The organism is Actinotignum sp. UMB0459, assembly GCF_051905915.1.
Lineage (GTDB): Bacteria > Actinomycetota > Actinomycetes > Actinomycetales > Actinomycetaceae > Actinotignum > Actinotignum sanguinis.
Genome location: NZ_JBQAIK010000002.1, coordinates 1 through 14,460, shown reverse-complemented (window position 1 = coordinate 14,460; position 14,460 = coordinate 1). Strand labels below are relative to the sequence as shown.

Sequence of the window (14,460 nt, the reverse complement as noted above, 5' to 3'; positions counted from 1 at the left end):
GATTTGCACTTTGGTCGATCCACGGCAGCGGTGCGGCGAGGCAGGGGTGTTTTTTCCGAGGTGTACTTCGCACGTATAACAAATGAAGTACAGCTCGAAAAACACATAGTGCCCCATTGCCGAACCAATAACCCGGACTTTCCTCGGCAAATCACCGACGGAAAGTCCGGGTTATGAGTAAATATGTCAGGGGTGGCCGGTCAGCTCCGGCGGAGCATTACCAGGTGACCGGCCGCCCGAACCGGAGGAATCAGCCACCGGGCTTACCCCTTGACGGATCCGCCCGTCAGTCCCGACACGATGTAACGCTGCAGGAAGAGGAAGAGGAGCAGAATCGGGAGCGCGGAGATGACCGCGCCGGCTGTGAACCAGCCCCATTGCTTCTCATTGCCACCCACCCAAATATTCATGCCGATAGCCAGGGTCCAATTCTCTTCTTTGGAGAGAATTGTGGAGGCCAGGATGAAATCGTTGAAGGCTCCGATGAAGGCCAGCAGTCCCACCACCGCGAGGATCGGGGTGACCAGCGGGAGCACGATGGTCCAGTAGACCTGCGAATGGCTAGCACCATCGATCTTCGCCGCTTCGTCCAGCTCCATCGGAATGGAGTTGAAGGTGCCGTACATGAGGAAGGTATTGGCGCCCAAGGCCCCGCCCAGGTACACGCAGATCAACGAGAGCTTGGAGTCCAGCCCGAGCACCGGCACTACCTCGCCGAGCTGGCTGAGCAGCAAGAAAATTGCTACGAATGCCAGCAGCTGCGGGAACATCTGAATGACCATGAGGGCCAGCAGCCCGCCTTTGCGCCCCTGGAAGCGGAAGCGCGAAAATGCGTAGGCCGCGGCCGCTCCCATAAGAACCGCCCCGAGCGCGGAGAAAATCCCGATCTCCAGAGTATTAGCGAACCAACGCCAGAACATCGTCGAGGTTCCCAATTGGGTGAAGTTCTGAGTCGAGATCTCCGAGAAAAGGGAATTCGCAGACGTCAGCGTCGTTTTGGTATTCGGGTTCAGGGCTGCGGAGAGCACATAAATAATCGGGAAGGCCGAATAGACGACGGCGAAAAGCCCGACCAGGTGCCGGAAGCCCACCTGGGAAAACCAGCGCCCGAAACTCACCTTATTGTGATGGCGTTCCTTATGGCTGATCTTCTCCTCGATCACGGGAACTGCGCCGCGCGCGGTTACACCCACGCCGCCAGCAGCACCGCCGGGAACCGTCATGATGGAATCGTTTGCCATTACTGTGCCCCCTCAATTGAACGCGAACGCCGGAAGCTGATGAGGGAAATCGTGCCGACAATAACGAAGATGAGGATGGACATGGCCGAAGCCAGGCCGTAATTCTTCGTTGCCGCGCCCGAAAGCCCGGAAATTTGGTACACCATCGAAATGAGGATGTCCGTGGAGCCCACCGGTACCGAGGCGTCCGCGAATTGCGGGCCGCCGCGCGTGAGCATGTAGATGAGGTTGAAGTTATTGAAGTTAAAGGCGAAGGAGGAGATGAGGAGCGGAGTCACCTGGATCATGAGCTGCGGCAAGGTAATATACCGCCACCGCTTAAGCCCGCCCGCGCCGTCGATCTCCGCCGCCTCATTGAGTTCGGACGGAATGGATTGCAGCGCCCCCGTGCAGATGAGGAACATATAGGGGAAGCCCATCCACAGATTCACCAGGATCACGGAAAGCTTGGCCAGCCACGGATCGGTCAGCCACCCGATCTCCGCACCCCCGAAAAGCACCTGGTTGAAGAACCCGTACTTCGGGTTGAGCATACCGGCGAAGAGGAATGCCGTCATGAAGGAGGGGAAGGCGTAGGGAAGCAGCATAATCGTGCGGTAGATTTTGCGCCCGCGCATCCGCTCATCATTCATGACCAGCGCAAAGAACATGCCCAGTAGGAAAGTGGTCGCCACCGAGAGGAAGGCGAAAGCGAAAGTCCACACCAGCACCTTGAGGAAGGGGCTCGCGTAGCGAGCATCACCGAAGGCATCAGCGAAATTCTTGAAGCCCACTGTCACTCGCCAGCCGGTATTGAGAGTTTCACCGTCGTCAGCGCGATAGAAGCCCTCGCTGGAATCAGCGTGATAGACCTTGCCCGTGGTGATATCGGTGAGGGTATCGGCCACGGCGTCGTGCTTGAGGGTCGATTGGAAAACAAAACCGGTTGTGGCAGTTTGGGTTCCAATAAATCCATCCCCCGGGTCCTCACTCATGGGGACGCGCAGCGCGGTGATCTCCGCCTGCCGCGCCCCGATCTGGGCGGACGTGAGGATCTCATAGCCGGGCACCTCGGTGATGCGCTTGCCGCTGACCTGGGCATTTTTCACAGCGACGAAGGGGGCATCCTCGGTGCCCACGAGCACCGCGCCGTCGTCGTTCACAATAGCGAAGCCGAGTTCCCCGCCCGCGTCCACGACCGCGAGGGGGTACTGCGCGCTGCCCTCAACCCGCTGGGTGGAGGTGAGCAGCAGTGCTTCGGTGGCGCGCTCTTTGGTGAGCATATGGCGGTCGCCGTAGTTGGTGAACGCGATGTAACCGGTGTAGAGGATAACGAACACCTGGAAAATCGCGAGGAATACCAGCCCCGGCGTGAGGTACTTGGCAGCCAGGTGTTTCCGCGAGAAATACACGTAATCCACGATGCCCAGCACCGCCGCAGCTACAGCAACCAGGATCCACGATCCCTCGTTAAAAGCCGCCGCGATAATGTAGATCCCCAGCGCGTTGACCAGCGCCATGAGGACCAGCTTGATAACAAAACCCACCGACCAGGTGCGCGCGTGCGAGGTTCCCACCACCGGGATCTTCTTTTCCGCGCGGGCGCTGCCACGCTCGGTCGCGCGGCGCCCGGTCCGGTTCTCCGTTTCCGTACTCATGACTTACCTCTTCGCTGACGCGAGGGTGACCCGGACACCTCCGAGTCACCCTCGCGTTCGCAGCTTACTTGGCTAGTTCTGCCTGCAGATTCTGGATGAGGCTCTGCCACGCGGCCACCGGTTCGGCGCCGTCAATGATCTGAGCTTCGGTGACGCCCCAGGGCACCCACACCGCACCCATTTCCGGGATGGTGGGCATCGGCTGAGCGCCTTCGGCCGCCCGCGCGAAACCGGCGGTCACCTCGTCTTTCTGGGCTTCCTGAGCCGCGGCGGTCAGCGCCGGGAGGCGGTTACCGGCCTTGTAAATATCCAGCTGCACCTCCGGGGTGGCCATGTAATCAACGAGGAACTGGTTGGCCACAATCTGGTTCTTCGACTGCGCGGAAACATAGAAGCCCTGCACGCCTACGAGCGGGGTCGCGGCCTTGGGGCCCGGCGCCGGAATCGGCTCCACCGCTACCTTGAGGCCAGCGCTGCGGAAGTCCTCAATCATCCACGGGCCGCCCAGAATATAGGGCGACTCGCCCTTCTTGAAGGCATCGACCGCAATATCGTAGGTCATCGCCGTTTCGAAAACGCCGGCCTTGCCCTGCTCGTGCAGCCAGGTGGCGAAAGCCTCGCCGTTCGCCCCGCCCATACCGAGGTTCGTGGAGGTGGAACCGTCCGCATTCGTCTCAAAAACGGGCGCTCCGAAGGACTGCTGGAAGGGGTAGTAGGTGTAGGGATCGCCCTTGTCGGTGGTCTGGATGAGGAAGGGGTACTTCACGCCCGCTTCCTTGCCCTTGGCGATCATTTCGTCAAACGTGGCCGGAGTGGAATCCGCCAGCGCGGTATTGCGGATGAGGGCGAGGTTCTCCAGCGCGTAGGGCAGGCCGTACAGATTACCGCCGGTGGAGAAGGCCGTGGTGGCCACGTCATTGAAGTCCTTCGCCTTATCACCTAATTCGATGGGGGCGACGACGCCGTTCGCCACGAATTCACCGAGCCAATCATTGGCACCCACGGTGATATCCGGGCCCTGACCGTTCGAGACCTGGGTGAGGAATTCCGCGCGCACATCCCCGAATTCCTTGACCACGAGCTCCACGTGGTTGCCGGTTTCCGATTCAAATTTCTTGGCTGCGCTTTCCAGGGCGGGCTGACGGTTGGAATCCGTCCACACCGTAATGGTGGCCCCGCCCCCGGCAGCCGGTGCCGCCGAGCTGGCTCCGGCAGGGGCTTCGCTCTTATCCGCCGCACCGCCATTACCACCGCAGGCGCCTAAAACAAACGCCAGCGCGGATACCGCGGCCATCGCGCTTATGCTCCGTCGCATTTTTACTCCTTGCGTTGATTCTTCGCTACGCGGGATCGCACCATCACGTTCCCCGTTATCTCCGAGGGTAGCGCATCATTCGGTAATTTTCACCCCTTTTTGCAGTCTTTTTTACGCCGTTACATTCCCCTCGGTGAATCACGCCGACTTTTCCGCAGTTTTGCGGGCTTATGGCGCTATTCTCTTTTCAGAAACACTTTCAGAGTGGGAGTGGTGATCGGTGGGTAGCTGCGCCGTCGTTCCGCACCGTAACAGCGCATAGACACGAGACCGGCAGGCACGTTCCCGCTCTCCACACCCCGCCGCACCCACTTTCGCGCTGGAGTTTTCAGAAAAGCCTCAGTACGATGTTTCACGACGGCGCGCACCGCGCCGACCAGCACAAGGACGTCTCGGTACCCATGAGTAAAATTCGCATGCAAGATGTTGCCACCCACGCGGGGGTGTCCGTCGCGACCGTATCGCGCGTGATTAACCAGAAAGGCAACGTCAGCGAGGAAACGCGCACCGCGGTGCTCGCGGCCCTCGACATGCTCGGATATGAGCGCCCCCCTCGCCTGAGCGAGGCAAGCGGAACCGTGGGACTGCTCCTTCCCGAACTGACCAACCCGATTTTCCCGGTGTTCTATCAGGAGCTCGAACGGGAATTTAACGCCGCCGGGTACACCACCACCCTGGCAACCCAGGCTCCCGGCGCCCTTACCGAGGACGAAGCGGTCGCATCACTAACCGCTCGCGAGGTATGCGGATTGGTTTTCGTCTCTGGTATGCACGCCGATTCCAAAGCTTCTCCGGAACGGTACGTGCACCTGGCCGAACGTCTCCCCTTCGTGACGATCAACGGGGCGAATCCGCGGGTTCCGGCACCGGATTTTTCTACCGACGACGCCGAATCCATGCACCAGGCCGTGCGGCTACTGGCTGGACTCGGGCACACCAGGATCGGCCTGGGCATCGGGCAGCGCCGCTATATCCCCGGCCAGCGTAAAGAAACTGGTTTTAGCGAGGCCATCACCCAGGTTCTCCCCGGCGCTGCTGTGATTGTTGCAGAAACTTTTTTCACTGCCCACGGCGGGGCGCGCGCGGCCGAAGCCCTGCTCGCACGCGGGTGCACCGCCATGGTTTTCGGCTCCGATATTATGGCGCTCGGCGCGCTGGATGCCCTGGAGCGGCGCGGGGTGCGGGTGCCCGCGGATGTGTCGATTGTTGGTTTTGACGATTCGCCGCTTATTCGCTTCATGCGCCCGGCATTGACCACGCTGCGCCAGCCGGTGGCGGCTATCGCGCACGCCGCCTGCGCCACGCTGCGGGCAGCCATGGAAGATCTTGCCCCGACCCAGCGCACCAAGGCGGGCGCCTCCATGACTTTCCCGGCAGAATTACTGGTACGTTCCACCACCGCTGCCGCGCCCTCCCCCACTAACTGAAAGGACAGCCCATGCTCCTCCACCCTGCTTCCGAACGTGAAAACTGGTGGCGTGACGCCGTTATTTACCAGATTTACCCGCGTTCTTTTGCTTCCTCGGGCGGGCCGCTCGGGGACCTGCGCGGCATCGAGGGCCGGCTACCTTACCTAGCAGATCTGGGAATTGACGCAGTCTGGCTTTCTCCTTTCTACCGCTCCCCGCAATTCGACGCCGGCTACGATGTATCCGACTACCGCGATGTTGATCCGCGTTTCGGGACCCTCGCGGACGCCGAGCACCTCATCGAAGCAGCGCACGAGGCCGGCCTGAGAATCATCGTTGATATCGTCCCGAACCACACCTCCTGGGATCACGAGCTCTTCCGCCGCGCGGTGGCGGCCGGCCCCGGCTCACCCGAACGCGAGCTGTTCTGGTTCCGCGAGGGGAAAAACGGAGGTAGCGAGCCTCCCACCAATTGGCGTTCCGTTTTCGGCGGGCCGGCCTGGTCCCGGGTACGCGATCTGCCCTTCGTTGCCGGTACCCCGGCCGCGGAGGAGGACCTCTACTACCTCCACCTTTTTGATCGCTCACAACCCGATCTCAACTGGCGCAACCCCGCGGTGCGCACCGAATTCTTGGAGACGCTGCGCTTCTGGCTGGATCGGGGTGCGGATGGCTTCCGGGTGGATGTGGCCCACGGGCTTATGAAAGATCCGGAGCTACCCGATTGGTCCGGGGCGGTGGAAATGGCCGGGGTAACGGAGAAACCCGAACCGGCACCGTTCTTTGACCGCGATGAGGTTCATGAGATTTACCGAGAGTGGCGCGCGGTCTTGGATGAGTACTCTCCCGAACGCATCCTGGTGGCGGAGGCCTGGGCCGATACCGAAGAGCGCCTGGCCCGCTATATCCGCCCCGATGAAATGAACCAGGCTTTCAACTTCATTTATTTGGCCGCACCTTTCGAGCGCGACGCCCTGCGTGACATTATTGTGCAGTCCCTGCGCCAGTCGGATCGGGTGGGGGCGCCTACCACCTGGGTACTCTCGAATCACGACGGCGTGCGGGTGTGCTCGCGCCTGGGTTACCGGGATACCTCCCGCGGAGCGAATGGCATCGGGGCTCATGATCCGCAACCGGATCGCGAGCTGGGTGCTCGCCGCGCCCTGGCCTGGCACCAGCTCACCGCCGGGCTGCCGGGGGTCTACTACATCTATCAGGGCGAGGAACGCAACCTGCCCGAACATACCTCGCTGCCGGATAAGGTGCGCGAGGACCCCACTTTCGCCCGCACGCACGGCGCGGAGCTGGGCCGCGACGGCTGCCGGGTTCCGCTTCCCTGGGAATCGGATCGCCCCGGCTTCGGTTTCTCCCCGGACGGCGCCACCTGGCTCCCCCAGGGCACGGACTGGGCACGCTACACGGTGGATGTGCAGGAGGCTGATCCGCACTCCCCGCTCCACTTCTTCCGCACCATGCTGCGCCTGCGCGACGAGCTGGAGCTCGGGGTCGGTTCCCTCGAGGACGTCTGCGATGAGTACGGTGCCGGCGTGCTCGCCTATGTCAATCGCGCCGCGACCACCAACCGGGCTGTGAACGCGCAGCGTCCACCGGTTCTCATGCTCACGATATTCGACGACGCCGCTCCGCTTCCGGCCGGTTGGCGGGTCCTGCTGGCCTCGGATCCGGCGGCCAGTTCCTTGGGCGAAGGGGAGATGATCCCGGCGGATACCACCGTCTGGTTGGTGCCGGTGGAGTAGGAGCCCCTCTCCTTAGAAAAGCGCGGAGGCAAGGTCACGGCGGGCCTTGCGCACAACTTCGGTATCCGCTCCCACCGCGGTGAAGAGTTCCAGCAGGTGGGTGCGCAATTCTTCGCGCACCTCAGCGCTGGTGACCTTGATGGCGGTGATAAGCCGGGCGAATCCCAGATCGGGACGGCCGGCAGCTACCTCGATATCGGCAGCGGCGATCTGCGCCACCGCATCGCCCGGCCCACCGGCATCCGCCGCGGCCATAACGGCTTGCGGGTCCTGCCCGCGGGTGGAACGCAGCAAACGCACCTGAGCGCGGCCCACCTGAGCCACGTCGCTATCCGGATCTTCTGCCGCGAGCGCGTCAAATTCGGATTCCGCGGCGTCCAGATCTCCCCTATCCAGGGCTTCGAGCGCCGCTAGATGGTGGGGATTGACGGGTGTTTCACCCGCTTCATCGGCTTTCCCGCTCACGCGGCCGGCCACGCCGGCCCGGTTGGCCGCAGCCAGAAGTTGGTTAACGAGTTCCGTGAGCTGCGCCGTGGTGGGTGCCCCCTGGAAAAGCGGAACGGGTTGGCCGCCGACGAGCGCGATACCCATGGGAATGGTCCGTACTCCGAAAGCCTGGACGAGTTCCGCTTCGGTGCTGGCGTTGACCACCGCGATGCGGATCTGGCCATGACGCCGGCGCGCTTCGCTTTCCAGGGTGGTGCCCAGCTCGCCGGCATCGCCGTCGGCCACGAAAAGCACGATAACCGGAACCTGCGCGGATAGCTGCACTTCGGCGTTGAGACCGGCAGCGGTGAGGGTGGTGAGGTATGCGCCGGGCACGGGCGCCGCGTTTTCCTGCTTCTTCGCCGCTGCCAGGGCCGCTAAATCGACCGGGCCGCGCATGGACATATCTGCCATATTAGCCTCCGTTCTGCACCGAGGTGAGCACCGGTTTCGATGCCGCTACCGTGGTGATCGTTGTGTTCTGGGCGCCTGCCGCCGGGATTTTCAGGGCCACCGTGAAGGAATAGTTGAGGCGCATGGTCCCCTGGACCGTTACCTCGGTATTGGCCTGGCCGGTGGCCAGCCCGGCAATTTTCGCATCCGTGACCTTAATGGAACCGCCCTGGGCGGTGTGGCGGATTTCGAGGGCCTGGTTGACCTGGAAAACGGTGAGGATGCCGCCATCGCTGGCGCGGAAACTTTCCGGGGTGGTTTGGGCCGGGCCGAAGGCCTGGCTCACCGCGCCCACGCCCTGCACCGCGCCGGCCAAAGAATCATAGGTTTGCGACAGCTGGGTGCGCACCGCGTCCGCGGCGGCCGGATCGGCATCCGAGCCGTAACTGAGGGCGCTTCCCTTGGCGTTGAGGGTACCGAGGTAGCCATCATGGGCGGCTTGCGGGGAGGCCACCGCTCCTTCGCCGTTATCCGCGGCCACGCGCTGCGCACCTGCCGGGCCGGCGGGAATTTCCGGGATCACACTGCCAGGAAGAATATCCATGGCGGCCCACAGCGCCCAATTTTCCCGGGCCGCACCCTGGGTGAATACGTTGAGGCCCTGGGAGGTGGTATTCGCCGGCCATTTCACGACCGCGAGCGCGCTGCGCGGGAAACCTTCCGCCCCGGAAATTGCCACCGAATCGATGGTGGTGGACAGCTCGGGCATATCGTAGCTATCGGCCAGAATGCGTTTGAGTGCGTAGTGGGCGCTGCGCTCCACGCTAAAGGGGCCGGAACCGCGCCCGCTGAATTCTTCGGGGCTGGCGGCGGCGTCGGCCTTGGTGAGCTGCTCGAAAATCGCGGGGGCGACCCGCTCGGTGAAGTGTTTATCGGAGAGCGCGGCACGCGGGCTTGCCGGAGCCGGGGTGGGTTCCAGGACGACGGCGTTTGCCGAGCATCCGCCCAGTAATGCCAGTGCCGCGAGGGCGGCCAGGGCCTTACGCATGGGTCGTTCCTTCCTCGTCGTCGTTCTGTTTGGGCCGCTTTTGCCCCCAGATATTCCACCAGCTTTGCGGATCGGATTCCGCGGCGATATCGCTATCGCTACTGTTGGCACCGGAGTTTTCCGGGCGGTCCGCATCGCCAAGTTCGGCAGGTTTGACCGGTACCCCGTCCTTCATGTGGATAACGGGGAGGATTCCAGAATCTGCCGCGGCCTGCCATTCGGCGCGCGAGCCGCGGTAGCCGGGTTCCTCATCCGGGCCCGGGAGCGCGGCTGCCGGTTCCGCTGCCGCGGGTTCGGCTACCGCCGGTTCCTCGGTTGCTGGTTCGTCGGTTGCGGGTTCGTCGGCGGCTGTTCCTTCCGAAACGCCTTCTTCCGGAGCGATCAACTCGATGCGATCGGCCGGATCGAGAGGGCGTTCGCGCAGCTCCTGCGCGCGCGGGCTTTCCATCAGGATGCCCGCGCCCAGTGCGCCTCCGGTTACCGCGACCCGGTCACCCGCGGCGCAGTCACTTACGGGCTGAGCCGCCCCGCCCACGCCGCCCGCGCCACCGGCTTCGCCCACCGCCGCCGGTACGGCCGGCATAATGGTCGTTTCATCCGCGGCCCGCTTGGCACGCGATACGCGCTCATCCTGCCCGGCCCGCACCTTCGCCGCGAAGCTGCGCTGGTTCTTGGTGGCGGTCATGAGTAGGGCCACCCCGCTGAGCCCCACAATCAGCCCGAGCAGACTCACGGGCAGAGACCAATTCCGCCCACCGGGCAACGCCCAGGTGAGTTCCACCTGCGGGAGTGCCCCGGAGGACGTCTGCATAATGAGGGATTCCGCTCCCGGGGAGGTCACCGTGTAGGTGAATTCCACCTTCCCCTTGCCTTCTTCCTTGGAGAACCACATATCCGAGGCGAGGACCTGGCCCGGGTCCGCCTCCCCCTGGGAGGGGGTCAGCGTCAGTGCGGCGTCGTCGTTCATACCGGTAATGGTGGCGCCGGGTACGCCTTCCGCGTACGCGAGCACGTCACCGGAAAATCCGGCGCCCACGGAAATGGTGTCCTGCGCCGGGCCGGAGACAGCTACCTCCACATCGGTCCCGCCCATATCCAGGACGCCGGGGGCCGTGACGAGTACGCCTTTCCCATCCGGCGCCACGGTGGCGGAGACGCTGGAGGCTGGCTTCCACACGGTGCCGAGCAAAATGCCCACCACCAGGATCGCCAAGCCCGCGAGCGCGAGACCGACTCCTCCGTTCTTCTTCATCATTCCCCTTCTCACTCCGGCTTGCGGCCCGGTACAACCGCACCGGCGAAAGACCATCGACGACAATTCCCTACGTTAAAGCTACCGCGTGACCTGCTCGGTGGCGGAATTTTTCGGCGCACGGCCGCGCTTTTAGGCTTAGAGAAAAGCCTAACCGTTATCTAACCGTTATAAAACTCCGTTCCGGCCGATGGTGGTGAGCTCCACAGCGTTCACCACATGCCCAGCGCTACCCCCACCGGGTGCGCTGACCGGTAGGCTTAGGGCAGCAATTTCTATCCAGCAGCGCGCGGAAAGGTTGTTATGGCGGATTTAGAACTGTTTCCAACAGTACGCAGGGGTTACGACAAAGCTCAGGTCGATGAACGCATTCACCAACTGGCTGATGCGCTTGCCGAAGCTCGGTCGCGAGTAGCGGGTTTGGATGCGCAGGTTTTGCGTATGTCCGGTGAGCTCACCGAATTGCACAGCCGTTTGCGCGAAGATGAACGCCCGTCCTATTCGGGTTTGGGCACCCGGGTGGAGCGGCTGTTGCGCGGGGCGGAACAGCAAGCGATGGACGTGATGAGCCGGGCGAATTCCGATGCGGAACTACTGGTCTCCCGGGCGCGTTCGCAGGCGGAAAATCTCACCTCCGCGGCGGAAAAAGAAGCGCAGGAAACGTTGGATACCTCGCGTACCGAGGCAGCTCAGGTGCGCCAGCGTGCCGAGGCGGAAGCCACCGAATTGACCACGACCTCGCGGCGCACGGCCGAGGAGCTGGTGACCTCGGCCCAGCGGGAAGCCGAGCGTTTGGAGGCGAAAATGCGCCACGATGAGGCCGAGCAGTCCACCCGACTCACCCACGAAGAAGAGGAGCGCCGCGCGGCTCTCGCTCAGGAATTGGCGCAGGCGCGCACCCGGGCCGAGGAAGAGGTCACGCAATTGCGCACCGAGGCTGAAACTGAGGTGGCGCGTTTGCGGAGCGAGGCGGAGGCCGAGGTCGCGAAAATCCGCGCGGAGGCCGAACGTGAAGTTGCGCAATTGCGGGCGGATTCGGCCGCGGCCCGCGCACGTTCCGATGAAGAATCACGTACGGCCATGGCGAAGTTTGTCGACGACGCCGAGGCTCGGGCCGCCAGTGCGGAACGCCGCCTGGCGGAAGCCACGAAGCGGGCTAATGCCCTAACATCCTCCTCGGAAGCTGAGGCGAGTGCGGCGCTGAGCGCCGCCCAGACCGAAGCCCGGGAACTGGTGAGCGCGGCGCGGGAAGATGCCGAGCGGATGCGCCGCGAAGCACGCGACGCCGCCGAAGAATCACAACGCCAGGCCGATGCCCACGTGGCCGGCCTGGAAGAACAGCGCCGTACCCTCACCTCCTACCTGGAGGATATGCGCACGATGCTGGCCACCTCGAATATCCCGCTGGCCCTGGATGAAATCGTGGGAAGTGCCGAGGAGCGCACCGCTGCGGAAGCGGCTGAAGCTGGGGAAGCTGGTCAAGCTAGTGAGGCTGGTGAGGCTGGCGCCGAGGCTTCAGGAACTGGCAATCAGTCTCCCGCAGCGGCGGAATCCGATGCGGCAAAGTCCGATACGGCAGAAGCCGACGCGTCAGAATCCGACGCGGCCGGCGAAAGCAACGGGGCCGCTACCGACAACCGGTAGTGTCTCCTCACGAGCCGGCGGGGGCAGGGGTGTTTTTTCCGGGGTGTACTTCGAATGTACGACATACGCACTACACCTCTGAAAACACCTCCTGCCCCCGTCGATACTCATATGATTCTTGAGAGCCGTGCGATTCCCGAGTCTCGCGATGGTGGCCGCTAACGAGTAGCAGCCTCGTAGAGCTCGCGCAGCGCGGTAGCGACTTCGTGCGGCTTTTCCACCGCGGAGAAGTGGCTGGCACCCTCGAGTTCCACGAAAGGCTGATCCGGGCGTACCTCATGCAGCTGGGCAAATTCTTCGTGCTTGGCATTCGGGTCATCCACCCCGCGCAGCAGCAGGATAGGAACATCCAGCTCCATGACACCGCGGGTATCCGGGCGGGTGAGCATCATTTGTTGCAACCAGGAGAAAGCTCCGGCATCTACCGTCTTGAAATAGGCGGCAACCTTCTCTTTAAGCTCCGAGCTGGCCGCCGAGCTGAGCATAGTATCCACCCAGCCGGACAGCACATCCCAGCTCTGCCCCGAGGCAAGCTTCTCAATGGCCTTTTCCCGCAGGGAAGGCGAGGGCTCCGGCCCCAGAATCGAACCGTCCAGCAGCGCGAGCCCGGCAATCTGCTCGGGGTGGCGCAGTGCATAAGCGGCCGTGACGGTCGCACCCATGGAAATTCCGGCGAGCACGATGGACTCATAGTCGGCCAGGGTTTCTTCGAGGGCGGCCAGGTAGGAATTGATATGTGGCGTGGTGGCGCCCGCGGCGCCGTCGACCTCACTACCGGAAGGCGAGTCCCCGAAACCGGGGGCATCAATAGCAATCGTGTGCAGATCCGAAAGCTCAGCGCGCACGCCCTCCCACATCCGGGACGTCATCGGCATAGCGTGGAGCAGAACAAGCGGAATACCCGCACCTTCGTGAATATGTGTGGCAAGTTTCATACTTCGATTGTAACGCTGTCAAGCGCAAGTCACCTATCACAAAAGCAGTGAGATCCTTGCTCAATCTAATCGTCACTGGCAGAAACCGGCATAAAAAGCGGAATCTCCGTCAAATGCACACCAAGTTCTTTTGATATGGAAAGAATCTTCGACGCCATTATCGGCCACGCCAACCGCGCAACCTCACTCTGAATATCCGATCCATTCCCACACTGATTAGCGATAGCCATCTGAATCTTCACCCGCGAAGAGTAAACGTCTTCTTTCTGAGCCTTCGCAACAAGAGTCATGGTCACATCATTAAAGATGATCCCTAACTCTTCGTTCTCATGAAACTTAGACCCCACACGCATCTGGCATTCAAGAGTGTCATCATCCGGGTCGAAACGATTGAGTATCGCTCCTGACATTTCCAAAAATTGTAATTCCCGCACATCAGTTTGTTTTAACATTATTAACTCTAATCTCTGGAGCTGTTTTAGGGGATTCCGTCCAGCTAGAAGAAGAGATATAAGTGTCGTCAAGATTTTGGACAACATAGCTGATCGATGCACCTACCGCTACCGCGTAGGAATGGAGCGTCTGGAGAGTGGGGTTGGTGAGCCCAGATTCAAGCTCCGATATGAAGGGCTGGGTGGTCCCGAGCCGTTGAGCCACCAGATCCTGCGTAAGCTTGTTTTGTTTACGTACAGCTTTGAGATCGAGTATGAGCTTGTGGTTACGTCCGGCCTGCTGGCGAGACCTTTCCACCACCTCGGGGATGAGCTCCATAGCAATCCCCCCCCCCTTCCTTGAACATCATCTATAACGTATAAACACTTTTAGTGTAGTCGATTTTCGAGCCACGTTTCACCTCGGTATTGTGCCTGAGCAATACTCGCGTTCTGTTGTTCTTTCCACTGTGGCGAGTCCTCTTTCACCCCGAGACACAGGGATACCAAGCCTTCCCATTCGGGCGGTTCACCATAATATACACGCGCTAAAAGTTTGATGTCCCCGATTTGGTAGGGGTCTGGTAGTCGTATTTCGGCAACGCCTGGCATGCTTTTGCAGCATGTGACTTCTTTACTTCGCAGCTCCCCGAGAGCAGCCCTATCAAGAAGATTGTAGATGTGGCCGGCCAGGATTGAGAGGACGTAGGGAGCTTGAGGGTTGTCATGGAGTCTCTCACCAACACCATCCAAGTCTTGTTTCAACCATGACTGAGCCTCCATCCAGTTAACGTCTATTCCCGCAGTTTTCTCTCCAGGATGTGCCCATTGGTAGGTGTGGACGTGTACGGAAGGTGCTTGATTGGCACGCGTGCGTAGTTGTTTTGGGTTTGCGAGCCGGAATCTGTACAT

13 protein-coding genes are annotated in these 14,460 nt (G+C 61.8%); 3 read left to right on the top strand and 10 right to left on the bottom strand.

Translation table 11 applies throughout. The annotated features are described in order from the left end of the window. Positions 1 to 263 precede the first annotated feature (263 nt). The 3 genes from ACTFPK_RS00500 to ACTFPK_RS00490 form a co-directional block, all read right to left on the bottom strand. Positions 264 to 1,241 (bottom strand): sugar ABC transporter permease, encoded by a 978-nt coding sequence (locus tag ACTFPK_RS00500; RefSeq protein WP_126134885.1) that lies wholly within the window; start codon positions 1,239 to 1,241, stop codon positions 264 to 266. Next, positions 1,241 to 2,878: an ABC transporter permease subunit gene (locus ACTFPK_RS00495; protein WP_439910866.1), complete on the bottom strand. Its 1,638-nt coding sequence runs from the start codon at positions 2,876 to 2,878 to the stop codon at positions 1,241 to 1,243. Before ACTFPK_RS00495 ends, ACTFPK_RS00500 begins: the two co-directional genes overlap by 1 nt. Before the next feature lie 64 nt (positions 2,879 to 2,942). Then, positions 2,943 to 4,193 carry a sugar ABC transporter substrate-binding protein gene (locus tag ACTFPK_RS00490; RefSeq protein ID WP_439910865.1) on the bottom strand — a complete coding sequence of 417 codons (1,251 nt, stop codon included), beginning with the start codon at positions 4,191 to 4,193 and terminating at the stop codon, positions 2,943 to 2,945. A gap of 401 nt (positions 4,194 to 4,594) precedes the next feature. Here ACTFPK_RS00490 and ACTFPK_RS00485 point away from each other — a divergent pair, with 401 nt between their 5' ends. Then, a complete protein-coding gene (locus ACTFPK_RS00485) occupies positions 4,595 to 5,620 on the top strand; it encodes a LacI family DNA-binding transcriptional regulator (protein WP_439910864.1) in 1,026 nt (341 codons plus the stop codon). A gap of 11 nt (positions 5,621 to 5,631) precedes the next feature. Further along, positions 5,632 to 7,359 (top strand): glycoside hydrolase family 13 protein, encoded by a 1,728-nt coding sequence (locus ACTFPK_RS00480; RefSeq protein ID WP_439910863.1) that lies wholly within the window; start codon positions 5,632 to 5,634, stop codon positions 7,357 to 7,359. A gap of 12 nt (positions 7,360 to 7,371) precedes the next feature. On the opposite strand, the gene ACTFPK_RS00475 is transcribed toward ACTFPK_RS00480, so the two are convergent. From ACTFPK_RS00475 to ACTFPK_RS00465, 3 genes are read right to left on the bottom strand one after another with little or no spacing between them, the layout of a single operon-like run. Further along, a complete protein-coding gene (locus ACTFPK_RS00475) occupies positions 7,372 to 8,259 on the bottom strand; it encodes a co-chaperone YbbN (RefSeq protein ID WP_439910862.1) in 888 nt (295 codons plus the stop codon). Between the two features lies 1 nt (position 8,260). Then, the gene (locus ACTFPK_RS00470; RefSeq protein WP_439910893.1) at positions 8,261 to 9,286 is read right to left on the bottom strand and encodes a hypothetical protein; all 1,026 of its coding nucleotides are present in this window, start codon (positions 9,284 to 9,286) and stop codon (positions 8,261 to 8,263) included. Next, positions 9,279 to 10,541, bottom strand: a complete 1,263-nt coding sequence (locus tag ACTFPK_RS00465; RefSeq protein ID WP_439910861.1) for a hypothetical protein — start codon at positions 10,539 to 10,541, stop codon at positions 9,279 to 9,281. Before ACTFPK_RS00465 ends, ACTFPK_RS00470 begins: the two co-directional genes overlap by 8 nt. 300 nt (positions 10,542 to 10,841) lie before the next feature. Between ACTFPK_RS00465 and ACTFPK_RS00460 the strand changes: the two genes are divergently transcribed. Further along, positions 10,842 to 12,182 (top strand): cell division protein DivIVA, encoded by a 1,341-nt coding sequence (locus ACTFPK_RS00460; protein WP_439910860.1) that lies wholly within the window; start codon positions 10,842 to 10,844, stop codon positions 12,180 to 12,182. Between the two features lie 158 nt (positions 12,183 to 12,340). Here ACTFPK_RS00460 and ACTFPK_RS00455 read toward each other — a convergent pair whose 3' ends face one another. The 4 genes from ACTFPK_RS00455 to ACTFPK_RS00440 form a co-directional block, all read right to left on the bottom strand. After that, the gene (locus ACTFPK_RS00455) at positions 12,341 to 13,117 is read right to left on the bottom strand and encodes an alpha/beta fold hydrolase (protein WP_439910859.1); all 777 of its coding nucleotides are present in this window, start codon (positions 13,115 to 13,117) and stop codon (positions 12,341 to 12,343) included. A gap of 65 nt (positions 13,118 to 13,182) precedes the next feature. Continuing rightward, a complete protein-coding gene (locus ACTFPK_RS00450; protein ID WP_439910858.1) occupies positions 13,183 to 13,569 on the bottom strand; it encodes a hypothetical protein in 387 nt (128 codons plus the stop codon). Next, positions 13,553 to 13,888, bottom strand: a complete 336-nt coding sequence (locus ACTFPK_RS00445) for a helix-turn-helix domain-containing protein (protein WP_439910857.1) — start codon at positions 13,886 to 13,888, stop codon at positions 13,553 to 13,555. The genes ACTFPK_RS00450 and ACTFPK_RS00445 overlap by 17 nt, the downstream gene beginning before the upstream one ends. A gap of 50 nt (positions 13,889 to 13,938) precedes the next feature. Continuing rightward, the coding region (locus tag ACTFPK_RS00440; protein WP_439910856.1) for a hypothetical protein at positions 13,939 to 14,460 on the bottom strand (522 nt) is incomplete at its 5' end.

Excerpts from the sequence above, each read along its gene's own strand:
- ACTFPK_RS00455 (WP_439910859.1), bottom strand. The coding sequence starts at position 13,117 with ATGAAACTTGCCACACATATTCACGAAGGTGCGGGTATTCCGCTTGTT.
- ACTFPK_RS00490 (WP_439910865.1), bottom strand. The coding sequence starts at position 4,193 with ATGCGACGGAGCATAAGCGCGATGGCCGCGGTATCCGCGCTGGCGTTT.
- ACTFPK_RS00450 (WP_439910858.1), bottom strand. The coding sequence starts at position 13,569 with ATGTTAAAACAAACTGATGTGCGGGAATTACAATTTTTGGAAATGTCA.
- ACTFPK_RS00480 (WP_439910863.1), top strand. The coding sequence starts at position 5,632 with ATGCTCCTCCACCCTGCTTCCGAACGTGAAAACTGGTGGCGTGACGCC.
- ACTFPK_RS00500 (WP_126134885.1), bottom strand. The coding sequence starts at position 1,241 with ATGGCAAACGATTCCATCATGACGGTTCCCGGCGGTGCTGCTGGCGGC.
- ACTFPK_RS00460 (WP_439910860.1), top strand. The coding sequence starts at position 10,842 with ATGGCGGATTTAGAACTGTTTCCAACAGTACGCAGGGGTTACGACAAA.
- ACTFPK_RS00475 (WP_439910862.1), bottom strand. The coding sequence starts at position 8,259 with ATGGCAGATATGTCCATGCGCGGCCCGGTCGATTTAGCGGCCCTGGCA.
- ACTFPK_RS00465 (WP_439910861.1), bottom strand. The coding sequence starts at position 10,541 with ATGATGAAGAAGAACGGAGGAGTCGGTCTCGCGCTCGCGGGCTTGGCG.
- ACTFPK_RS00445 (WP_439910857.1), bottom strand. The coding sequence starts at position 13,888 with ATGGAGCTCATCCCCGAGGTGGTGGAAAGGTCTCGCCAGCAGGCCGGA.
- ACTFPK_RS00470 (WP_439910893.1), bottom strand. The coding sequence starts at position 9,286 with ATGCGTAAGGCCCTGGCCGCCCTCGCGGCACTGGCATTACTGGGCGGA.
- ACTFPK_RS00495 (WP_439910866.1), bottom strand. The coding sequence starts at position 2,878 with ATGAGTACGGAAACGGAGAACCGGACCGGGCGCCGCGCGACCGAGCGT.
- ACTFPK_RS00485 (WP_439910864.1), top strand. The coding sequence starts at position 4,595 with ATGAGTAAAATTCGCATGCAAGATGTTGCCACCCACGCGGGGGTGTCC.